This window comes from Tigheibacillus halophilus (genome assembly GCF_042683165.1).
GTDB classification, from domain to species: domain Bacteria; phylum Bacillota; class Bacilli; order Bacillales; family Amphibacillaceae; genus Tigheibacillus; species Tigheibacillus halophilus.
Genome location: NZ_JBHUIZ010000015.1, coordinates 20,568 through 42,284 on the forward strand (window position 1 = coordinate 20,568; position 21,717 = coordinate 42,284).

32 protein-coding genes and 1 pseudogene are annotated in these 21,717 nt (G+C 35.9%); 30 read left to right on the plus strand and 3 right to left on the minus strand.

The window, feature by feature from the left end:
* Positions 1 to 94 precede the first annotated feature (94 nt).
* The 25 genes and pseudogenes from ACFSMW_RS15985 (at position 95) to ACFSMW_RS16105 (ending at position 16,667) form a co-directional block, all read left to right on the plus strand.
* Complete coding sequence (locus ACFSMW_RS15985; protein ID WP_390357298.1) at positions 95 to 445, plus strand: GNAT family N-acetyltransferase; 351 nt, start codon at positions 95 to 97, stop codon at positions 443 to 445.
* Between the two features lie 60 nt (positions 446 to 505).
* A complete protein-coding gene (locus ACFSMW_RS15990; protein WP_390357299.1) occupies positions 506 to 748 on the plus strand; it encodes a hypothetical protein in 243 nt (80 codons plus the stop codon).
* A gap of 47 nt (positions 749 to 795) precedes the next feature.
* Entirely contained in the window at positions 796 to 957 is a 162-nt protein-coding gene (locus ACFSMW_RS15995) for a GNAT family N-acetyltransferase (protein WP_390357666.1), read from the plus strand.
* 227 nt (positions 958 to 1,184) lie between these two features.
* On the plus strand, positions 1,185 to 1,385 hold the full coding sequence (locus tag ACFSMW_RS16000) for a hypothetical protein (protein WP_390357300.1): 201 nt from the start codon (positions 1,185 to 1,187) through the stop codon (positions 1,383 to 1,385).
* Positions 1,386 to 1,848: 463 nt separating this feature from the next.
* Positions 1,849 to 2,280, plus strand: coding sequence for an HIT family protein (locus ACFSMW_RS16005; RefSeq protein WP_390357301.1), 432 nt, complete (start codon positions 1,849 to 1,851; stop codon positions 2,278 to 2,280).
* Positions 2,281 to 2,508: 228 nt separating this feature from the next.
* Positions 2,509 to 2,730, plus strand: a complete 222-nt coding sequence (locus tag ACFSMW_RS16010) for a hypothetical protein (protein ID WP_390357302.1) — start codon at positions 2,509 to 2,511, stop codon at positions 2,728 to 2,730.
* Between the two features lie 147 nt (positions 2,731 to 2,877).
* Positions 2,878 to 3,189, plus strand: a complete 312-nt coding sequence (locus tag ACFSMW_RS16015; protein ID WP_390357303.1) for a DUF3784 domain-containing protein — start codon at positions 2,878 to 2,880, stop codon at positions 3,187 to 3,189.
* 46 nt (positions 3,190 to 3,235) lie between these two features.
* Positions 3,236 to 3,598 carry a hypothetical protein gene (locus tag ACFSMW_RS16020; RefSeq protein ID WP_390357304.1) on the plus strand — a complete coding sequence of 121 codons (363 nt, stop codon included), beginning with the start codon at positions 3,236 to 3,238 and terminating at the stop codon, positions 3,596 to 3,598.
* Positions 3,599 to 3,737: 139 nt separating this feature from the next.
* Positions 3,738 to 4,013 (plus strand): YesK family protein, encoded by a 276-nt coding sequence (locus ACFSMW_RS16025; protein WP_390357305.1) that lies wholly within the window; start codon positions 3,738 to 3,740, stop codon positions 4,011 to 4,013.
* A gap of 321 nt (positions 4,014 to 4,334) precedes the next feature.
* Positions 4,335 to 5,000, plus strand: coding sequence for an HAD family hydrolase (locus ACFSMW_RS16030; RefSeq protein WP_390357306.1), 666 nt, complete (start codon positions 4,335 to 4,337; stop codon positions 4,998 to 5,000).
* A 554-nt stretch (positions 5,001 to 5,554) separates the two neighbouring features.
* Positions 5,555 to 5,878 (plus strand): hypothetical protein, encoded by a 324-nt coding sequence (locus ACFSMW_RS16035; protein WP_390357307.1) that lies wholly within the window; start codon positions 5,555 to 5,557, stop codon positions 5,876 to 5,878.
* Positions 5,879 to 6,583: 705 nt separating this feature from the next.
* Positions 6,584 to 6,871: a hypothetical protein gene (locus ACFSMW_RS16040; protein ID WP_390357308.1), complete on the plus strand. Its 288-nt coding sequence runs from the start codon at positions 6,584 to 6,586 to the stop codon at positions 6,869 to 6,871.
* Positions 6,872 to 7,002: 131 nt separating this feature from the next.
* Positions 7,003 to 7,449 carry an NUDIX domain-containing protein gene (locus tag ACFSMW_RS16045; protein ID WP_390357309.1) on the plus strand — a complete coding sequence of 149 codons (447 nt, stop codon included), beginning with the start codon at positions 7,003 to 7,005 and terminating at the stop codon, positions 7,447 to 7,449.
* Between the two features lie 443 nt (positions 7,450 to 7,892).
* Positions 7,893 to 9,140, plus strand: coding sequence for an MFS transporter (locus tag ACFSMW_RS16050; RefSeq protein WP_390357310.1), 1,248 nt, complete (start codon positions 7,893 to 7,895; stop codon positions 9,138 to 9,140).
* A 143-nt stretch (positions 9,141 to 9,283) separates the two neighbouring features.
* On the plus strand, positions 9,284 to 9,487 hold the full coding sequence (locus ACFSMW_RS16055) for a hypothetical protein (protein ID WP_390357311.1): 204 nt from the start codon (positions 9,284 to 9,286) through the stop codon (positions 9,485 to 9,487).
* A gap of 456 nt (positions 9,488 to 9,943) precedes the next feature.
* On the plus strand, positions 9,944 to 10,156 hold the full coding sequence (locus ACFSMW_RS16060) for a hypothetical protein (protein WP_390357312.1): 213 nt from the start codon (positions 9,944 to 9,946) through the stop codon (positions 10,154 to 10,156).
* A gap of 65 nt (positions 10,157 to 10,221) precedes the next feature.
* Positions 10,222 to 10,407 carry a PspC domain-containing protein gene (locus ACFSMW_RS16065; RefSeq protein WP_390357313.1) on the plus strand — a complete coding sequence of 62 codons (186 nt, stop codon included), beginning with the start codon at positions 10,222 to 10,224 and terminating at the stop codon, positions 10,405 to 10,407.
* Between the two features lie 97 nt (positions 10,408 to 10,504).
* Positions 10,505 to 10,810, plus strand: a complete 306-nt coding sequence (locus tag ACFSMW_RS16070) for a hypothetical protein (RefSeq protein WP_390357314.1) — start codon at positions 10,505 to 10,507, stop codon at positions 10,808 to 10,810.
* A 211-nt stretch (positions 10,811 to 11,021) separates the two neighbouring features.
* Entirely contained in the window at positions 11,022 to 11,231 is a 210-nt protein-coding gene (locus ACFSMW_RS16075; protein ID WP_390357315.1) for a hypothetical protein, read from the plus strand.
* Between the two features lie 273 nt (positions 11,232 to 11,504).
* Positions 11,505 to 11,687 carry a hypothetical protein gene (locus tag ACFSMW_RS16080; protein WP_390357316.1) on the plus strand — a complete coding sequence of 61 codons (183 nt, stop codon included), beginning with the start codon at positions 11,505 to 11,507 and terminating at the stop codon, positions 11,685 to 11,687.
* Between the two features lie 814 nt (positions 11,688 to 12,501).
* Entirely contained in the window at positions 12,502 to 13,533 is a 1,032-nt protein-coding gene (locus ACFSMW_RS16085; protein ID WP_390357317.1) for a DUF418 domain-containing protein, read from the plus strand.
* Between the two features lie 421 nt (positions 13,534 to 13,954).
* Positions 13,955 to 15,124, plus strand: a complete 1,170-nt coding sequence (locus tag ACFSMW_RS16090) for a VanZ family protein (RefSeq protein ID WP_390357318.1) — start codon at positions 13,955 to 13,957, stop codon at positions 15,122 to 15,124.
* A 173-nt stretch (positions 15,125 to 15,297) separates the two neighbouring features.
* Positions 15,298 to 15,670, plus strand: a pseudogene (locus ACFSMW_RS16095) (LbetaH domain-containing protein); the annotation flags it as partial.
* A gap of 93 nt (positions 15,671 to 15,763) precedes the next feature.
* Complete coding sequence (locus ACFSMW_RS16100; protein ID WP_390357319.1) at positions 15,764 to 16,243, plus strand: MerR family transcriptional regulator; 480 nt, start codon at positions 15,764 to 15,766, stop codon at positions 16,241 to 16,243.
* Entirely contained in the window at positions 16,224 to 16,667 is a 444-nt protein-coding gene (locus ACFSMW_RS16105) for a hypothetical protein (RefSeq protein ID WP_390357320.1), read from the plus strand. The genes ACFSMW_RS16100 and ACFSMW_RS16105 overlap by 20 nt, the downstream gene beginning before the upstream one ends.
* Before the next feature lie 399 nt (positions 16,668 to 17,066).
* On the opposite strand, the gene ACFSMW_RS16110 is transcribed toward ACFSMW_RS16105, so the two are convergent.
* On the minus strand, positions 17,067 to 17,384 hold the full coding sequence (locus ACFSMW_RS16110; RefSeq protein WP_390357321.1) for a hypothetical protein: 318 nt from the start codon (positions 17,382 to 17,384) through the stop codon (positions 17,067 to 17,069).
* A 167-nt stretch (positions 17,385 to 17,551) separates the two neighbouring features.
* Between ACFSMW_RS16110 and ACFSMW_RS16115 the strand changes: the two genes are divergently transcribed.
* The 5 genes from ACFSMW_RS16115 (at position 17,552) to ACFSMW_RS16135 (ending at position 20,509) form a co-directional block, all read left to right on the plus strand.
* A complete protein-coding gene (locus ACFSMW_RS16115) occupies positions 17,552 to 17,899 on the plus strand; it encodes a hypothetical protein (protein ID WP_390357322.1) in 348 nt (115 codons plus the stop codon).
* A gap of 367 nt (positions 17,900 to 18,266) precedes the next feature.
* Positions 18,267 to 18,560, plus strand: a complete 294-nt coding sequence (locus ACFSMW_RS16120; protein WP_390357667.1) for a TIGR04104 family putative zinc finger protein — start codon at positions 18,267 to 18,269, stop codon at positions 18,558 to 18,560.
* 69 nt (positions 18,561 to 18,629) lie between these two features.
* Positions 18,630 to 19,088 carry a GNAT family N-acetyltransferase gene (locus ACFSMW_RS16125; protein ID WP_390357323.1) on the plus strand — a complete coding sequence of 153 codons (459 nt, stop codon included), beginning with the start codon at positions 18,630 to 18,632 and terminating at the stop codon, positions 19,086 to 19,088.
* A gap of 262 nt (positions 19,089 to 19,350) precedes the next feature.
* Positions 19,351 to 19,872, plus strand: a complete 522-nt coding sequence (locus ACFSMW_RS16130; RefSeq protein WP_390357324.1) for a hypothetical protein — start codon at positions 19,351 to 19,353, stop codon at positions 19,870 to 19,872.
* The gene (locus ACFSMW_RS16135; protein WP_390357325.1) at positions 19,847 to 20,509 is read left to right on the plus strand and encodes a hypothetical protein; all 663 of its coding nucleotides are present in this window, start codon (positions 19,847 to 19,849) and stop codon (positions 20,507 to 20,509) included. Before ACFSMW_RS16130 ends, ACFSMW_RS16135 begins: the two co-directional genes overlap by 26 nt.
* 18 nt (positions 20,510 to 20,527) lie before the next feature.
* Here ACFSMW_RS16135 and ACFSMW_RS16140 read toward each other — a convergent pair whose 3' ends face one another.
* Together ACFSMW_RS16140 and ACFSMW_RS16145 are read right to left on the minus strand one after the other, a co-directional pair.
* On the minus strand, positions 20,528 to 20,968 hold the full coding sequence (locus ACFSMW_RS16140; protein ID WP_390357326.1) for a DoxX family protein: 441 nt from the start codon (positions 20,966 to 20,968) through the stop codon (positions 20,528 to 20,530).
* Between the two features lie 72 nt (positions 20,969 to 21,040).
* Entirely contained in the window at positions 21,041 to 21,694 is a 654-nt protein-coding gene (locus ACFSMW_RS16145) for a Vat family streptogramin A O-acetyltransferase (protein ID WP_390357327.1), read from the minus strand.
* Positions 21,695 to 21,717 lie beyond the last annotated feature (23 nt).

Sequence of the window (21,717 nt, forward strand, 5' to 3'; positions counted from 1 at the left end):
GGGGTATTGGGCAATTTACGGTGATACGCACCCTAAAGAATATATCAATAGAATTGTAAGTGAGTTTTATAATATTGACAGAATATCTGAAGAAGTGACTGTATCAAACAGGCATTGGGGTGGTTATTTTGTTGCAATAGAGAATGAAAAAGTCGTTGGTGCAGGTGGTGGCGGTATGATTGGTGAGACTACAGGGGAAGTTTTTGTATTATATCTTGATCCTACAAGAAGAAACGAAGGGATAGGTACGTGGATATTAAATGCAATTACCTTCCAGCAAAAGAAATTTGGTGCTGACGAACAATGGGTTTCTGTGCAAAAAGGAAATCAGAAGGGGATTCCTTTCTATGAAGCGAAGGGTTTTTCTTTTAAATATGAAAAGGAAGGTTACGGCAATGAGAAGGAAGAGAAATTCGTATCGTTGAGGTACTGCCGACCGATATAATTCTTTAGACAAAAATCGTGTGCAATTGTTACAAGTATAATAAAACATGGGGAGTAGTGTATGGGGGAATATGAGATTGAACAGGTTATTAATCTGTTGAGTTATGATTTGGAAACTTTAGTAAAGCAAAGTAAAGAGGAAGGTTTTCGTTTTGTAGAACGGTTATTGAATGATTACAAAAATGGTAGTAATATGTTTAGCCATTGTGGTGAAGGGATTTTTGGTGTATTTAATAATGAGGGCGTCATTGTCGCTATCGGAGGCCTAAACAAAGACCTGTTTTCTAATGAGCACAATATATAGGCAGACTGAGAAGGTTTTATGTTAATCGGGAGTACAGAAGGAACGGTATCGGCAGCATGCTGGTTAAAAGGATAATTAACGAAGCAAGAAAGTGTTATAAAATTTTAGTGTTACATACGGATACTAGGCAAGCAGATAATTTTTACACCTCTATTGGATTTTCAAAGGGTAATCTTTATCCAAATTCAAGTCACTTTATGGAACTTTAAAGCTAAAATATGTATTAAGCTGTTGAAAATATTTAAGGTTGACCTTCATCAATCAGGCGATAATCGCATAATATGGTGTTCTGGAATCGAGCCAGTTAATTGAATAACATATTGTGAAAAGATAGTTTGAACCTAAATTAGATTATCGCACGCAGTATGCGAAAATTATGGGGAAGGGACTGTAAAAAATGAAGAAGCTTGCACATTCCGAGTGGAGATTAAGTGTAATGGCTCTAACGGCACTTCTTGGGACATTTGGTGCAATCTTTATCCTCCAACGTGAACTGAACTTAACATTTGTGATATGGTATCTGTCCGTTTTTGCATTAGTGGTGGCTAGTAATGCGATTTACGTGTTCTATAAGAAAAAGAAAAAAACAGGGCGGAAAACGAGAATCAAAAAAACGGTTAGTTCTGAACCAGACTGAGAGAAAAGCCCGAACCCCTTAATGGACAGAATTCCCGGTTGGATTTACTTGCTATGGATCATCTCGAACTTAACGTTTAAACAAACAGGCATAATTGTGGCATATCGGTAGTTTGAATCGGTCCAGGTCGTTTAATAAGTAATTATCAAAAGGAGCGGATGGGAGTTTAGAATGAAATATATAATTACTAGTATTGTCATGTCTTTGGTAGGCTTATGCCTGATACTTGTAGGATTATTTTCGCTAGAAATGATTTACGGTTATATTATTGCCGGCATCATTGTCAGTTATCTAGGTTCAGCTATATTGGTGGCTGGAAGTATTAAAAGGTATAAAAGTAAGTAAAGAAAAGAATCTATACCCAATCGGCGCTTTAAGGGAGTAAGGAGTGTCAAAAATTCATATCGGGCCGTATTGTTAAGCAGCTCATGTAAAAGGGACCCGGACAAATATAGGGGGAAGAATGGAGAATTGTATCTTTTGTAAAATAATATCAAGAAATGAAGGCGCCTTCATAATTTATGAAAATGATTATGTTTGCTGCTTTTTAGATAAATACCCTATTAGTAAGGGCCATATTCTTGTGGTTCCCAAAAAGCATTATCGAGAATTTAAAGAAGTTGATCAAGAAACTTTAAGCGAGATTATTCTTACAGCGCAACAAATTGCGATTGCTGTTGAGAAGTTGCTAAAAACAGATGGAATTACAATCATGCAGGAAAATGGAGCATTTAAAGATGTGGAGCATTACCATATGCATATTGTTCCCCGTTTTATAAATGACGGGTTTACTTGGGTGGAACCGAAGACTAAGATTCCTAAAGAAGCATTTAAATCATTGAGTGACAATTTGGAAAAGACGTTAGCAGAAACTTTTAAATACCTGGGGAGCTAATAGGAGGAACCACAGCAAACGGGTACGATGGTGGAAGATCATAAAAAACTCATGATTACATGGAAACAAAGTAACGAAAATCAAAATGATCGTTTTCCAACGTCGTCTTCAAACTATCTTTTTAGTTTACCGATTATCATTCAGTGTATAGTTTCCTTCGAGTATAGTATTTGCAATGTTCCTTAATATTACGCAAGATGAGTTTATCAATAAGTTGGAGGTGATATGATGAATTTGCTTAACATCTCTCTTGTAATAGTTTCAATGGCGGGACTGCTACTGCTCGTTTTTAGTTTCAAGAAGAAATCCCAATCCCCTATTCTGCTGGGTGGAATTGCTTTCATTGCGCCAATATTTTACTTCCTGGGGTGGATTTCCTTTTTACCTATTGTTCCTGTGATTGCATTGGCAATTTCGTATATAGGAAAGAAAAACGTACATTATACTTAAATTATTTAAATTGTATAAAAGGGACCCAAAATTTGAAATATGGAACTGCGCCCATTCAGCAATGGAGCTAGATTGTAATAAGTGAGGTACTAATACTAGGGGGTAAAAATTATTACCATAATTATTATTTTTGCTTTTATTGTTGTTTTGATGATTTTGTTAGGAGTTATATTTTTTCTGGGGAAAGGTCCTTCGCTGATAGCTGGATTTAATACATTATCAAAAGAGGAAAAAGAAAAATATGATACGGTTGCACTTGGGATATTCATGGGGAAAATGATGTTCGCCTTATCTTTTAGCGTAGTTCTTTGGTTAATCAGCCAAATTTATGACATGAACTGGTTATTTTATTTTGGTCTAGTTTTATTTATCGGATTATTTGTTTTTTTGCTAGAAACAGATTTAAAAAGATGTAGTACAGCAATCGGGCCAGATTGTGAAGGAATTACTAAGTCTTAATAAGAATATTACTAATTGAGGAATTGAAATAGAGGAGAGGATAAAATTGAAGCAATATACGTGGTACTTTAATCTTTCAGGTCAGGTACAAGTTTATGAAGGTAACATTAATGAATCTCTAATAAAAGATGTTTACACGATGGAAGATGCTATGAAAGACCAATCGATTAAGCATGAGCATTTTAAACCTGTACACAAGAAAAGATATTCAGGGATAAAAGGTTTATTCAATAATGAACAAACTACCACTTGGGAAGTTGATAATGTTACCTATGAAGAACGTCCACAAATTAAATATTGGATCCCAGAAGAACATGCAGAAACATTCTTTTTTTGTATAGAAGAACTGACTCCACCACCGGGTTCCTATGGTGTAACAGAGATTGATATTAGTGAGTTCTTGGATTAGTGACTAGTTTTTGGTTCGTTATAATAGGTTCAATTTCATTATTCAACAAACATGGCGCGTTTGTCGCATAAAACATCGTGCCCTTTATGTCATATAAGCGCCAGATTGTGTAATAAGTATAGGTAAAGGGGGTGAAAAAATGAATGCATTAATGTTAGAAGGATGGACACCGATACTACTAATTGGAATTGTTGTTGCTATTATTATCTTTTTTATATCTCGCAAGGTTTCAAGAAAATATCTTTTTTCAATGGCCATCATATTAACCTTAATCTGTTTCGGGGTACTTGCTTATAGTGTCATCGGTGTTGGAGGCTGGGAAGGTATGGGATTAGGATTTGTTACAATAAGTGTTTCCCTGGGGATATGGATAGGAACTATAATTGGAGCGATTAAACAGAAAAAGGGATATTGAATATAAAAACAATTACGAACCAGCCTCAAACATGTTTCTACAAGGAGGGGGTGGACAGTATTACGGACGGGATCAAGTCCCACGGGCGCGAACGTCCTACCCCGGCTTCCCTAAGCATAAAACCTATAAAAAATAGGTCAACCAGAAATAACTGGTTAACCATATAATACGAAATTGGTTGTATAGTGATTTTATTCTAAGCAACGGGGCATAAAGCTTATTCCAGAATAGGGCGCAATAATGGAACAAGATTGTGCTGGAATCGGTCCATTTTACTGAATCGATGAATTAATTCACCATTTTAGAAGGGAGAGAAAAATAATGTCTCAATCACTAATCTTTGATATGGATGGAACACTATTTCAGACAGATAAAATATTAGAATTATCACTTGATGATACTTTTAACCATTTACGGTCACTAAGCTTGTGGGATACAGATACCCCTATTGATAAATACCGTGAAATAATGGGTGTACCTTTGCCAAAGGTTTGGGAAGCTCTGTTACCTAATCATTCAAATGAAGTAAAGAAACAAACTGATTCTTATTTTCTAGAAAGACTAATTGATAACATCAGCAGTGGAAAAGGAGCTTTATATCCAAATGTAAAGGAAGTTTTCAGTTACTTAAAAGAAAACAATTATTCAATTTACATAGCTAGTAATGGCTTGGTGGAATATTTACAAGCAATTGTAAGTTATTATGATTTGGATAATTGGGTTACTGAAACATTTAGTATTCAACAAATCCAAACGCTCGATAAAGGAGATTTAGTTAAAACGATTTTAAAGAAATATGACATCAGAAATGCAGCAGTCGTCGGTGACCGTCTATCTGATATAAATGCTGCTAAAGATAATGGGTTAATTGCAATTGGATGTAATTTTGATTTTGCACAAGTGAATGAACTTACCCAAGCAGATTTTGTAATAGATGACTTAATTGAGCTTAAAACAATATTACCAAAAGCAAAAGTAGTTAAGTGAACAAGGGTCTTTCATAACAACTGTAGACCGTATATCTTATATATCAATCTTCCAGAATAGGGCGCAATTCTAAAATAAGGATCCGCGCCCTGCATTGAAGAATCAAGCCAAATAGTTTATATCCACAGTTTTATTTTTAATTTGGTTGTTATTTGCTTTGCAAAACGGTAAGTACCAAAAACAAAATATAATTGCTGAAAATCAATCGTTAATACAATCGGGTGCTTTTCTTGAACAAGAAAAAACGCCCTGCCTTATTTTTATGATAAACCAAAGAGTTTGTACCCTATTACATTTCGATTGGTATTGAAAAAGCATCTGAATATACATGCGCAAGTTTACAAGCTGATTATGACACTGAAAACAGAAAAATGAAAAGGACTGCTTCTTGCACCGACTAAAGTGTGAAAGCGTGCCATAAAGATTACGAAAAACACTATGAAATTCGAAGAATAATGGAATCGGGTGCGATCGCAATAGCAGATGCCGTTCATATCGTACTATCGGAACATTATGTTGTTAAAAGAAACTTAAAAGCAAAGGGGGAATGGTATATGATCGATTCGGGTTGGCTTAATATTGGCAGTTTCGTGTTTGGGTTGATTGCTTGGATACTTCCTGTTGGGAAGCTTCTGCGAAATAACAAGCAAGGGAATCAGAAGTGGTTCACTTTTTCTGTTATGAGTATGAGTGCTTGTGCGGTATCGTTGTGTTTTCAAATTATAGAGATATACTATCTGGTGACAATTGAAGATTGGTCTGCTCTTTCGGATACAATAGGTTTTGTGACGTTCGCAGCAACAGTACTACTCATTGTTACCATCATTTTAAACACAATTACTTTAATGGTTTACCGTGACAAAAAGCAAAGTACCTAATAGGTATAGTCTCTGCAATCGGTAACTATTGTGGTATAGTCGGATCAGATGGTTGCTATTACATGATGAAAGTTTGAAAATATGACAAATAAAAAGAGGGGAAATATTGTTTGAGTAAAGACCTAAGGCATACCATTGTTTTATTAATTATGCTTATCTTATCTGCATTCCTGTTTATATTCCTTGACGCAAAAATAGACCTAGATAGCCGAAGTATAAACAGCATTTTTTTTATAATTGCCAGTCTAATTGTAATTATGACAATGTATATAGTACTAAAGATTATAATTCAAAAGCACCCTGGGTTTTTGGAGACGGGTATTTGGAAGAATCCTTTGAATATGCTAATGATAGGTACCATTATTTTATTCCTATTTGTGCTAGTTTTCATTTTGGGTTCCAATAACTTACAACTACCCCCAATTATGAATAAGGCAATGATACTTACAATGACCTACCCCGTTGCTTTCGTTCTCATTTTGATGGTAGATGCATTTTATAAACGTATTTTTAACGTAGATAGAGAAAAAAGGTTATTTATTAGTTCTATATCCATTGTTCTGGTGCTGGCTATAATGATCTTGCTGGGCTATTAAGTAGAAGGTGAATAATGTCCTTTGTTCAGCAATCGGGGAGTGTTTTCGGCATGGTGGTATTGTAAAATTGGACTGTATTGTCTGTCGCAAAAGTAAAGGAGAGATTAGCATGCATATTGGTTTGATAGAATTGTTGACCTTGGTTGCAGTTCTGTATGTATTAGTACTGGTAGTAAAACTTGATGGGCGGATTAAGGGAATAAAATACACCTTGGAACAAATCACGAAAAAGACGGGTATCCCTTCGAGCGGTCCGATAGATAATGAACTCCGGGAACTAATCAATAATGGTTACGACATTAAAGCAGTTAAAAAAGCCAGAGAGGTAATGGGGCTGTCATTGTTGGAAGGCAAACAATATATTGATTCGTTGAAGTCAGAGGATAAACCTAGTTAAGCTACCGGACGCAATTCCTTGAATAAGAATCGGCACCTTGTATGAAAGAATTTAGCCATCTTGTTGCAAGGGACCAGTTGAATTAGAGAGTATTACAAGTTGATAAAAGCAGACTTTTTGGGGGAGAGTGGATGATTACCAAGAATAATGGATTTACATTTCTTGATTTTCTTGTTGTCAAAGAAGCCGAAATGAGTAAATATCAACGTTTGGCTGGCTCTTATGCAGTAATAAAATCGCACGGTAAATATCTTTTGTGTTATAACACTTTAAGAAGGCAATGGGAATTACCGGCAGGTCAAAGAGAAAAGAATGAAGCGCCTATGGAATGTGCAAAAAGGGAACTATACGAAGAGACGGGTCAAAGGGTTTCAAATTTAGAATTCAAGGGTTTGTTAAAAGTGAAAAACTTAACTAACAATGAAATTAAATTTAATCCTGTTTATTTTACTACGCTTTTAAATCTCCAACCGTTTAAGAAAAATGTAGAAACATCCGACATTCAGTTATGGGATTTGAAGAAAAGTATTGGTAACATAGACGAAGTGGATATGAAAGTATTTGATTATATAAATTAATTTAGTTATGGTATTTCAGAAATGGTCGCGATTGCGACATAGAATAATTTTATGAATATTCACCCAACATCTATTCTAAAGTTAATCGAATTGTAGTAAAATATCTGTAAATCAAAAAGCGATGAAGAGTAAAGTATATGTACTTAAACATGACAGAGAACTCCGTTAGCTGTGAGGGAGGATGTAGAAGTACATGGAACCAAGCCTCGGAGCTGCACATAGGATATGTCTTTCTGCGATTGATGATGTGCCGGGATCTCCCGTTATAGAGATAGAGTATATTCTACCAGAAGTACTCGAAAAGGTTTTTTGTGGCGACACAAAAACAAACTGGGGTGGCACCGCGAACTTCTAAATTCAGGGAGTCTCGTCCTCAAGTCTAATGACCTGGGGGTGGGATTCCTTTTTGATGTCTACACATATTGAATTTAGGAGCGGATACGATGCTGAAACTAATGAAGTGGAAAAACCCCTTATTACTTCTGTTTGGTATTGGCGTATCAAATCTAGGTGCTTGGATTTATTTAATTGCACTTAACCTGATTGTTTTGGGTATGACAGGATCACCATTGGCAGTATCAGTTCTTTATATTCTTATACCTGTCGCCACTTTATGTACAAACTTTTGGTCAGGAAGTTTTATCGACAGGTTAAATAAAAGAAGTTTAATGATTTCCTTGAATTTGATCAGAGCATTATTCCTATTTTTACTTCCATTTCTGGATTCAATGATTTTCATTTACCTTTTGGTTTTTATTATAAACGTTGCAAGTGCCATTTTTGAGCCTACATCTATGGTTTATATGACGAAGCTTATACCTAAAACAGATCGCCAGAGATTTAATGCACTTAGAAATTTCATTAATTCAAGTGGATTTATACTAGGGCCATCCATTGCTGGTTTTTTGTTTATTATAGGTTCTCCGTATCTTGCCATTGAGCTGAATGCTTTGGCATTATGTGTCTCAGCAGTAATAATCTTCTTACTTCCCAATTTGGAATTAAGAGGGGAAACTGTTATTGCTGAGAAAGTGAGTATTAAAGTAATCAGAAAAGATTGGAGAGAAATTCTTAGTTTCAGTAAATCAAATATGCATATTACGTTTGTTTATGTTCTATTTAGTGGAATTACAGTATTTATGACTGCATTAGACTCTTTGGAGGCTGCATTTGCAACAAAGGTTCTTTCGCTATCTGAAAGTGCTTATGGGTTTCTTGTAAGTATTGCGGGAATAGGGATTATAACAGGCTCATTAATAAATGCTTTATTCGCTAGTCGTTGGAGGACTAATATCCTTCTCGGTTTTGGTGCAATTTTCACACCAATTGGTTATTTAATCTTTGCATATTCACAGGAGTTTATTTGGGCGTCTATAGGCTTTTTTACATTAACATTTGCCTTATCGTTTGGAAATACTGGCTTTTTAACTTTTTTTCAAAGTAATATATCAGTAAATATCATGGGAAGATTTTCAAGTATCTTTGGCCTTTTAGAGGCGCTGTTAATCATACTGGTTACTACTGTAGTTGGTGTCTTTTCCGAGCTATATGATATTCGATTTATATATATTATAGGTTCCTTTGCTTTTCTGGCCTTGGGATTTATTATGAATGTGGTCGTTTTGGATAAAACAAAAAAAGCCTATTACCATCAAGAAAATAATGGGGGAGAGGAAACCCATCCCATTTAATACATTCCGTTCTTAACAAGAGAAAACTGCAACAACAGGAGCAATGCTGGAACAAGTATGTACTATATAAGACCCCGGTTGGCGAAATTAAATTGGGGAATATGAGTAAATAACAGGAAGTTATTGTTTGGAGGGGGATTGTTATGTTTAGTTTTCAAACATTTAAGAATAAGCGGTATTGGATTCTGTTGCTACCATTTGTCATGGCTATCGTGTTGATATATCATTTCGTTCCGAATCAATATGGTCTAATCCAAGTGTTTATATTGATTGCAGCGTTTTGGATTATATTTCATATTTGGAATTTTTATAGTGGTAAAAAAAGTCACCACGATAATGTAGAATAGGCCCTTTCAATTATCTAATACGATTGCGGCAGTGGCAGTGTTCCAGGACTGGGCGAGATTGTTGAATAAACACCCAATAAGTATTTGGATAATTTATATAAATGAGATAAAATGAAGAGGAAAATTCATAAGTTCCATCAGGATAGTGAAGGCTCTTTGATGAAAAAACACTTCGAAATTTATGCTGTCTGTTTGTTTTTCTTAACAATTGGCTTTCAGGGTGTTCTGTTCCAAGTGGTGATACGGTAACTATTTTCCACTAATCCTGATTCAGAATATATGCACAGTCCTTGTATGAAAGAGTGGGATCAAATGGCAGAACAACACGATAGTATTGTATTTCCGAAGGGGTGTCTCCTGGCTTGCAATCCATTATTTAATCATGATAAGTTCCGCTGCTGTTATATCAAGATAGTATTCAATGAATTTGATTAAGAAAAAATAGGAGGAAGTGAAATGCAGAATTCCCGGGACAGCCATTTTGGAAAAAGAAAATATTTTAAATCAGGCGACATGAAGCTTTCTTACCTTGACTCTGGTGGGAATAGTCAACATGTGTTATTCATGTTACATGGACATATGAATGATGCCAGAACATTTTCTGAATTAACTGCCGTATTTTCTATCTTTCCCGTTGGAAAATACAGCTTTGTATTATCGAAGAAATAATTAGCAACTTTTAACATAACCGGAGTGCTATTGTTTTATAAAAATTAGAAGCGGGTGGGAAGATAATGCAAAATAAATTAAGAAAATCCACAACAGATAAAGCTATATCAGGTGTCTGCGGTGGAATTGCGGAATACTTCGGTATTTCTTCTCTTGGCGTAAGGATTCTGTTTATTATTTTACCAGCGAACTTGCTCATTTATATAATCCTTGCTAATACAATACCTTATGGTCCACGATCATTGTATTGAAGTTTGTTCTTCAAATGGTGTGGGTTTGCTGAAAACTATGATGCATGTATCGGGACATTGAATAGAATCATAAACAAAAGAAAGGAGTTTCCCCACTTTGGAGATTGTGCGTACTTTATTACCTGTTGTTATAGTGAGCGGAATTGCAGGATTTGTCGTTTTAAGAATGAAATATAAGTTTCATCATGGCACCCTGGGTAAGAAAAAAACAAAAAGCGCTCAAAATTTATTGGATAGTCTCATACCACTTGGGATGATGATGGGGTGTGCCATGGCTATACTTCTTAGTATATTTCTTTCTATTTCCTTATTACCAGCAATTGCTTGGGGAGCGGGAATAGGATTATTATTTGGATATTTTGCTTATGAAATGTATAGCAAAAAAGAAGAAAGTTATTCATAACAACTATTTTCCGAAAAGAGCACAAAATGGTTTTGATGTAATCGGAACATACACAGATAGTAAAGGTGCACCAAAGATAATGCTAAAAAAGTATTGTGAAAATATCCTATAATCATGCCAAATTACAGGATGACAAGGTAAATGATATCCGTCTAACGTTATAAGAAGGGATAACATGAAAGCATGAAGAATATTTTTAAGTAGGGTTGTTTTGATTTTATTAACTGGTTTTGGTTGTTCCGATTCAGCGAATACAGGTAATACAGAAGTTTATCAAATTGGAAATCCTGATGCAGAAGAGATTTTAACATTGGACCCTAATGCTGATATATTTCAGTTCGACGGCGTAATTTATCAGACTGGAATTGACTGGGTTGAAAAGTTAACTTTAACAAAAGGCGAGCAAGTAAGGGACAAATAACAAGAAATGAGACAGACACAAACTTTGAAAACGAAATGTCGAATAAGTTACCCATAGGCGCAAAAATTTTTTCAACTAAAGAAAAAGAAGGGCCTATACTACTCGTAGAGACGAAAGGGAAAATCTTGAAATATTATGGAATGGTAGAGGGTTGATGAACATTCCTGTATTCTGTTAACGAACGTAGTCAGGGATTCATTTCAACATTATAGAATGCTCCATCTATCTTCAAAAGGTACAGATTGAAGAATAATAAGTTGAGGGGGGAAGAAAGTGGATTTGATTTCATTTACACCGTTGATCATTTTGCTTATATACCTCTTGATTATTGGTTTTATTGCCTACTTCCTTATCAATGTATTGCTATTCATGAGAAGGAAAAGCCACAGTGATGATTTACTTAAACAGAAAATCGAGGAGCTTACTAGAAAATTAGGTGAGCAGAAAGATAAATAAAATACGAAGCTTTGAATTAGTGTGGGTAGAAGTGAAAGTAAAGGGTAAATTGACATTTGGGGAACAATTGCTTTGCAAAAGGATGATAATTGGATGAACGTGACGATAAAAAGAACTTCTAAAGGGGAGACCAATTGATGAAGAAATATATATTATATTTTGCAGCAGGTTTCTTCATTTATTTTGTGATTTCTACCCTGGTGATTATTATAAAAACTGATTTAAAGAATTCTGGAAACGGATCAGCGTCCTGAGTAAAGAAGTCGATAAAAATTAAATTAAGGGATACATGAATAAATTAAAAAAGATGAAAGGTGTGTCAGCATCTTCAGTCTACAATCGCTCGATTCCCTGCAAGGGGGTCGGCACAAATGTTTTGGGAATAACCCCCGCCCTAAAATGAGCCGCGAACTCAAGGTTGGGGGTTATTTTTTACTGTTTTTTTCTGACATAATTGCTACTATTAACACTCCAAAACTAAGCATACGCATTAATGAGTCTGCAATCGTCACTGGCGTCCCCCGCCTTTTTGGGAGTGCGCGAACCACCGGTACACCCCTCACTTGTAGTTTCATAGCTTCGCTTTTTATACGGGATCTTGTCCCAACCAGCCTCAACCATGTTTCTACAAGGAGGGGCCTCCTTCAGGAACGCGGTCCTTTGAGACCAAAATCGATGGTCTGATCATATTTTAGGACATGACAAAATCGTAAGGTTTTACGCAGAAATTGTTAGGAAAATCGATGTTTGTTACGATGCTATTCTTTTATAATGGGTTTATTATTAGTTCATTTGAAAGTAGGGTGAATATAAAATGAATCCATCAATCTCTCAAAAAGAAAGAATTATCTCATTGGATATTATCCGTGGGTTGGCATTGTTCGGTATTCTGTTTGCAAATGTTAGGGGATACCCGACCTTCACCGAAGATCCAATCGTTCTCAATTATGGGGGTATCAATCATCTGATTGATACTCTAATCCCGATATTCATCGAAAAGAAGTTTTTTTCTATTTTCTCCTTTTTGTTTGGAGTCGGTTTTTATATTTTTGCTTCACGTGCAGAAAGCCGGGGAGATAAGCCGAGGTGGCGTTTTACCCGCCGGCTATTAGCTCTTTTTTTCATTGGCGTGCTTCAATTAGGCCCCTATTTCGGCACAATTTTACCCGCATATGCTCTTATTGGCCTATTGCTTCTTCCTTTTTATAAAGCGAGCGTATCGACAATTAGTAAATGGCTGGGCGGTATTACGGGTATTTATATCGTTTCCCTTATTTTACGAATCGCTTTTGGAGATTCAGCCTTTCTTGAATATATCGGGAATGATCAGACATTAATATTTATCATGTTTTTGGCCGGATTTCTTGTTGCGAAGGCCGATTGGATCCGTCGTATCAGTGAATTGAAAAAGCCGATTTACTGGATTCAATTGGTAACATTGCCGATTTTTATTGGCTTCTCTATATGGATTTGGGTTGCACCTGATCATGAGTCAAACTACATTATTGCTTTAGGTACAATTCCAACATTCTTATTCTATATCACAACCCTTTTTTTACTAATGGAAAACAAGGCCATCCGTACCCTTTTAAAGCCTGTTGCGCGTGTAGGTCAAATGGCCCTTACAAATTATGTATCCCAAAGTATGATTGGTTTGTTTATCATCTCGTTAATGGGGATGGAATCACCACCCTACATGATATCCCCTGTACATGTTGTCGTGGTCGCTTGTCTTGTTTTTATTTTTCATCTAATCGTGAGCTCCATTTGGCTAAAGTTTTTCAAAAGAGGGCCGTTGGAAATTTTATGGCGGTTTATGACATACGGAAAACAAACCATTAAATGACCACGAGTTATGGTCCTAGATAGACGTTTGTTTATTCAAGTATAGGGGTACTGTTTGCATTGTGGATGATTCTACTTTTTGAGCATCACCATTCTTTGTGTCCATCTTCAGTTTGTGGGGTTTATATGAAAAATAGCAGCATTCAGAAAACCACCTGATCGTTATCAGTCAAATGCTAAACAATTTAAAAAATGACTAAAGAATATGAAGATGAACGTTTCGCAGCAATTGGTAAGAGATTTACTTTTATGAGATTTTTAGTGTCACCTCGAAATCTTGAAGTGGGGTCATCCTCCCCGTTAAAGGGGATAAAATCTGCGCATTAGGGGTCTATATGCCACTTTTGTTGAATTTAGGTTTCTTGTGTAATAGCATTGCATTTAAATTATTGACTATTCATGATTGGAGTTAGGAGTTAGTTATGTCATCATATATAGCGCCTGTAAGTGTTGCAGCCATTATATTTATTATTCTTGGTTTTTTTCTCATTATACCATGGCTCATTTATAGCTATAGAAAATTTGGTTATCTTAGTTTTTGGTCTTCTGTTGTAGTTTTTTCTTTTATTTTCTATATGCTGTCGGCCTTTTTTCTAGTCATTTTACCGCTTCCGGCCACACAAGATACATGTGCATTGCAACCCCCGGATACGGTTCCTTATCAGTTGGTGCCATTTTACTTTGTATGGGATACTTTGAAAGGGAGTTCAGTTGTTTGGAACCATCCAGCGACTTATATACAAATCTTCAAGCAAGGTGCGTTTTTGCCGGCTGCCTATAACTTTTTGTTATTGCTGCCTCTAGGCGTCTATTTAAGATACTTCTTTCGCAGCAAGCAATACTGGAAACGTGCATGGCTGATTGGATTTTTAGTCTCGCTGTTTTTTGAAATAACACAATTGACGGGTATATATGGAATATATAATTGCCCGTATCGCTTGTTCAATGTGGATGATTTGCTGTTAAATAGCGTTGGCGCTCTTACCGGCTTTTTGATTGCACCTATTATTCTTGCCTTATTTCCTTCGAAGGCAAGCGTCTTAGCCAAAAAAGCCACTATATTAAGAAGAGATATTGTATTACCGATTCCGCAATTACTGGCAATACTCATCGACTCTTTCTTAGTAAATGTAAGTTGGGCCGTCACTGGATTATTTATGACGACAGGTAATATTTTCATTGAAATAAGTTATAAAACTGTCGCCTTATTTTTCGCTCTTTTCATCGTTCCGGTTATCTGGAAAGGAAAAACAGTCGGAACAAACTTTATGCGATTTAAGCTAATGGACATCGGGGAGAGAAGCCCCCAATGGTCGTCGTTGCTTAAAAGATTTTTTGCATTGTACTTACCCTGGATAACGTACAGGTGTCTGAAGATAATCACGAACATGGAATTGGATCATCATTCTGCGTGGTTTATCCCGCAAATATGGCTTTACGTATTAAGTGTTCTAGCTTCCTTTATTTTAGTGGCTGTATTGATGATTCACATGATACTTGTGATTTTCAAAAAAGGCCAACGACTTTTTTACTTTGATCATGTTGCGAATGTGTTACCAAGGTATATTAAGGAGAGATCGAAGAAGAAGTGACAAATGTGTTTGGTTGTAAAAACAGACTGTTCCTAATACGGTCTGTTTTTTTTGATAATTAAGGCAAGAAAGGAGCTAGATTCTTACATTTTATTTCTTGTCATACTAGCTTTTTCATTCATAATAAATTCAATGATTATTCCATTATGGGATCGGGTCAGTTTGTGTAATAAATGCAAGCTTATATGGGTAAGAGTGTATGTTTTATAAAGAATATAATTACCAGACCTAATATTGTTGTGGGAGATTATAGCTGCTACGATGATGTTAACGGGGCAGAAAAGTTTGAAGAACACGTCACACATCATTATGAATTTCTTAATGATAAACTGATTATTGGTAAATTCTGTGCTATTGCAAGAGGTATAGAATTTATTATGAATGGAGCAAATCATCGGATGAACTCTGTAACAACCTATCCCTTTAATATTATGTGGGGCGGTTGCGAAAAGACAACGCCATGATGTAGCCATTATAGCAGCAAATTCTGTAGTAGCAAAGGATGTTCCTGCTTACCACATTGTAGGTGGGAACCCCGGCAAGATCGGGCTATAAAAGTTTCATGGGAAGTAAATGTTCTAATGGACTATTCAAGTAAAAAAAGCAGCTTGACATTGAAGTTAACTTCAATGTTATTCTATGGTTATGGAAAAATTTTATTCAATACAAGAAGCTTCGCAAATACTTGGGGTATCCAAGGATACCCTTCGGTACTATGACCGGATTGGGGTCGTCTCACCGTGTCGGGAAGGCAATCAGTACCGCAAGTATTCGAGGAACGACCTTGTCGACGTGATGAATATTCAGATCATGAAGTATGCAGACTTTTCCCTCGATGAAATTAAGGGAAAATTCAGCTTCCACAGATTGGAGAGTGTTGATCCCGTTTACTGCGAGGAGGTTGCTGAGTTCCTTGATGCCAAGAACACGGAAACGCGCAGGAAAATAAATCATCTGGAAAGGGTCAGCCAGATGCTCACGATGACATCCAAAACGTTGAGGGATTTTAATTACGAAAATAATCAACAATTGGCAGAATTCGCCCGTGAACTCTACAAGGATATTCGGGGGAATGAACCGCAAATTTCTAAGGAGGGTTGTGATCAACATCAAAGTTAGGAATATTTGTTATTTTATCGCAGGTATTCTTGCCGTACTGTTTGCTTTCACGCATGGGTGGAATGGCCAATCCACAGTGCTGCCGATGCCTGAGGTTCAGGCGATGTCGATGGATACCCAGACGGTATTCACGTATGTTTGGCACATTATAACTGCGGAAAATCTGATTTTTGGCATCGTATTCTTTTTTATGTCATTCCAACGTGAGCAATCTAGGGTTCGATTCGCTGCATGGATGATCGTGGCGATCCTAATCGTCCGACTAATGGTCATCTTGGGGGTAACGGCATTACTTAACGTTTCGGCCCTTAAGGGTACGTTTATAGATTCGATTGCTATCGTAATCTATGCTGCTTTGATTATTGTGGGAACAACTGTGAAGGAAAAAAGGTCGATTGGTAAACAGATACAGAAACAGGTATAAATTAGAGCGGCATTTGTTTAATTAGAAATGGCAGAATCATAATGGTTTTTCGCACTTCAAGAAAAGGGCGCAATTCTGAAATAAGGATCTGCGCCAAGTATTGCAGAATCGAGCAATTATGTGAATAATGGCCCTTAATGATTGCCAATTAAAAATTGAACTTAGAAATGCCGTGATTCTTTTGGAATCTCGGTTTTTCTTTTTTAATATGACATAAATAGTTTCTTCTTTAATCGTTGCAGTACTGTCATTTAACCAAAAAAATAATCCACACTTGAGTTGACAGCTTGGTGGATTATCTTCTACCCAATGCTGACCCCCTTCAAGGGAGCCTGCTATTGTAATACCGTTAGTGTTACAGCACAAGCGGTATTTTTATTGTATGCTTATCTATCTTTATTATAGACGGTGATAGCAAAAAAAATAAAATGAAACAGCCAAATCATTTTTTAAATAGTATACTCCAAAAACTTTTTTCTCTCCCGCAGCAGCTGTTTCAAACTTTGGCTGGTGCATTTCCTTCATAGTTTGAGTTAGCATTTTATCTCGCTTCTTAATCGACTCACTTATATATTGATTTTGCTTTTCCAGGCATTCCAGGAGCAATTGGTTAAATTGTTCCTTTAAGTTTTCCAGTTTCTCTAATATCTGATCGTTGCTATCAGGCTTTGAATCGGGTTGTAGTGGATCTTCTCCAGTGGATAAAAAATAATCCATTTGTTTAAGCGAATATCCTTGCTCTTGGATTAATTTTTCGATTAGAAAAATCGCCTTAGTGTGGATTTGAAATAAAATTTGGAAATTTATAATAAAGATTAATTATTTGGAATAAAATCCGATAATTTATAAAAAAGTTTGATACAATTGCATTGATAAGATGGATTATGAAAATTCAACAAACAGGCACGACTGCTTCACAATGGTATGCAACTACCGGAACAGATTGTTTAACAATGGTTCAAAAAGGGGGAACAACTTTGAAAAAGAATAAATTGGGAATTTTATCACTGTTAACCGTGGCAATAAGTATCATTTTTTTCTTTATAGTTAGAGGACCAAATGTAAATATAATCTTAGTTGTAAGCGTGTTTACAGGGCTTTCTGTACTTGGTATGATTTTCGCCATCATTTCTAAAAAGCTATGGTTTATCATTACTGGAATTTTACTAAATGGTGCAGTGTTAGGCTCTGCATATTTTCTTCTGCTTGCAGTGGGAATTAGCGAACCTTAAACGTTTATTCTAGAAATGGGCGCAATTACTTCATAAACGATTGCGTCCATACCGCACGATAGGGCCAGATTGTGTAAAAAGCAATTTGTTTTATTGCAGGAGGTGTGATGATGGATCGCTGGTACACTCCTTTCATTACGGGGATATTAGTATTTTTATTTTTATTTTTGATGAAAGACGATCTGAGACTTTCAATAAACATCGGCATAGGAGTATTTTTGGTGTATTTAATTGTGTTTTTATTTAAGACGTATAAAAACAAACCCAATTCCTAAGAGTTATATCAACAAACGGACACTTTAACAGAAGAAAACTATACTAGTTGTGAAGGACCATTTTGTAGACCAGGGAGAGAATTAAAATGCCTATGCCCATTTGTGAAAACTGTAATACCAAATGGAACTGGGAACAAACCATTAAAAAGATGTTTGCAATAGATGGTCTGACGATGGTGTGTCCGTGTTGCGGAAAAAAACAATATCTAACGAAAAAATCAAGGATAAAGTGCAGTTTATTGCTGAGTATCACCTCGTTTTCACTTGTTTTGCTTGCAAATTATCTTCATATGTCGATAGCTGGTTCATTTAGTTTCCTCCCTGTTTTAATCATTATTGTATTACTTTTTTTTCCACATTTTATGGAGTTGAGCAGTACGAGATAATATATTATGTCCTTGGTTTTATGAAGGACGGAAAGGGCATAGGATATTGGTCAGAAAGGGGAAGGAACGATGGCAGTGATATTAAAAATAATGCGTTCAGATGAATTTCAACATTATCTTGGTTATGCAATTGAGAACTTCGCAAACGAACAAATTAAATCTGGAAATTGGCAGCAAGAGGGCGCAATTGGTAAGGCAGCGGAGGAATATAAACGGTTACTTCCTGACGGGCTGAATACCGATAACAATTATTTATTTACGATTCGTGATGGAGACGTGAAAGTTGGAATGGTATGGCTAGCAAAAAAGGATGATAATAGGGGTTTCATTTATGATATTAACATTTGGAAAGGGAATCAAGGCAAAGGTTATGGAAAACAAGCAATGAAGCAAATTGAAATTATAGCCAAAGAGATTGGATTGAAAGTGATTGGACTTCACGTCTTTGGCCATAACAAAGTGGCAAGAGGTTTATATGAACAACTAGGATATATTGAAACAAATATAAAAATGGAAAAGTCATTATAGACTATTCTAGAATCGGTCCATTTTCAGAATAAGCTTTAAAACTAAAGAGGGGTTTGTAGAGGAAGACTGTTAACGTGGCTTTGAAATAAAGTTTGATAATTTATAATAAAGATTGACCGTTTGGTATAAACTCCGATAATTCATAAAAAAATTGATACAATTACATTGACAAGACGGATTGTGACAATGCCCAATCGAGTCATTTTGTTGAAAAATGCAATTGCCATAAAGTACTTAAAATCATTCGATTGGAGAGTGGTGTATGAAAAGAGATATTCATTTATCCGAGAAGTTTCTAGTTTTGGCATATGTCTTTATATTGCTATTTATGATTGTGCAAGATTTGGTTCCGTTGGGAGCATTAAATGATGTTGAAGCTATTGCTTCAATAGAATCACTCAATGAAATAGTGGTGACAACTCTGATTGGCGTAGTTCAAATATTACTTATATTGGGGGGGATACTCTTGTTTATGGGAAGGAGATATCCCCTTTTGGTAAAAATTTGGCTGATCGTTCATCCTGCATGTATTTTGTTGGGCGCAATCATGTCGTGGTGGATTCCATACTTCTTCGGAACAGGTACGGAAGAAAAAATAGAAAGGTTCAATATTATGTTCGGAAATACGCATTCTTTCTTGCCTGTTATGAACGGAATAGTACCGAATACAATTCATACCTTGTTTCACTTGATGCTGCTAATCTGTATCATTTTAACAAGCTATATTTTTTTAACGAGGAAAAGTAAGGGGAAAGGAATTGGGGAACGCTATGGTCAAAAGTAAGATTGATTACTACGAAAAAGAATCAAGATATTTTAATCCACTAAAACATTTTTCTACACGTATTCAGGAAATGGAAAATAAATCAAAATATGGTGCAGTGGTGGCTTCTAAGTGGAGTGAATTTGTCATCCAGTCTCTTATGGATGAGATGTATCCGGTAGTCCATCCAATTGGGCAGGAAACGTTTTCCTTATATGCCGAGTTCCCAATAGGGGTCTTTGAGTACGCTCTAGATATAGGTGGTGCTACCTCACTTATAGGGGAAAAGAGTATTAAGCCTGTAATTTTTGAGCCATCCAAAATTATAGCTTCTGTTGATGGAGGTAACATAAATAAAGATACAAGTAATATAAAAACCAATCATAAAAATCCTGTAATGGTAATTCAAAGCCACCATTTAACAGAGGGTAAGCCTTATTGTATAAATGGGAATCATCGAATATTTGAAGCCCATCGTAATAACAACAGGCAAATAGAAGTGTACTTATTTAAAGACTTAGAATTTGTACCATTCTTCTACGATACTTTGAGTAAAGCGATGTATTATTTTGAAATGGACTATAGTAATGTAATAAATAATAAAAGAAACTTTCTAAAAGGTGAATATGATGCATTTGTATATGTTTTTAATGGGTGAAAATGCATTGCTAGTCTATTACTGCAATCCGGCAAAAATAACAGCTGTAAAAAATATGATTTGTAAAATTGTTCGAGGAAAAATAGGTGTACTTGGTTTTCCACCAATGTTTATCCCTTTTCGTGCAGCGCGAATGTTAGCTGGGAACATAACAATAAGTAAGAATGCTAAACCGAATGAAGCAATACTTGAAGTGATAGGAATCAACAGGCCTATGGCGCTAAAGATTTCGAATATTCCAGTAATAGTCACGATGAGACCTTGTTTTGGCAGAGCCGGAGGTACCATTTTGATAAGATCGGGACGTCTCTTACCCCAATGAGCAGCTGCGGTGAATAAAAACATTAAAGCAACAGCGAATCGTAAAGAAGTTTCCCAGCCATCCAAATAAGACAGTCCGAAAAAACCAAGTAAGCGAAAAGTCAGGAATGATCCAATCAAAAGGATAAACGGAGCCATTCGTATTCCTCCCTTAAAGTCCATTGGAAATCATTAAATACAACAGGTATTATTCTAAGAAACTGTTACTTTTCAAATTTTACTCTTTAAATTTCTTAGATTCTCTATCTCTCCATTTACGATCATATCAATATGATTAGAAATTATATCAATATCGAAATCCCACCATTTAATTTCCAGTAATTCGTTAATCATTTCTTCTGAGAAACGATTTCTAAGTTTTTTTGCAGGATTTCCTCCAACGATCGTGTAAGGTTCCACATTTTGTGTGATCACTGATTTGGCTGCTATAATTGCACCGTTTCCTATTTTTATTCCAGGCAAAATAACAGTATCCATCCCAATCCAAACATCATTTTCAATTATGGTATCACCTTTAAACGGAAGCTGATTTAATGTTGGCGTATATTTTTCCCAGCCGTTTCCAAATATATTGAATGGGTAGGTTGAGAAGCCATCCATTCTATGATTAGCACCATTCATAATGAATGTTACACCGGGTGCTATAGCGCAAAATTTCCCAATAATAAGCTGGTCTACGAAGAACTCATAGTGATATAAAACTTGATTTTCAAAGGATTCACCATTTCTTGCATCGTAATAGGAGTACTCACCTGCAATAATGTTTGGTCTGGTAATAGTATTTTTAATAAATTGAACCACTTGATTTCCTTTAATTGGATATTTATCGTCAGGGTTTGGCCCAAGCTGGTTATTTGATGCCATAGAAATCTACTTCCTTTCAGGAT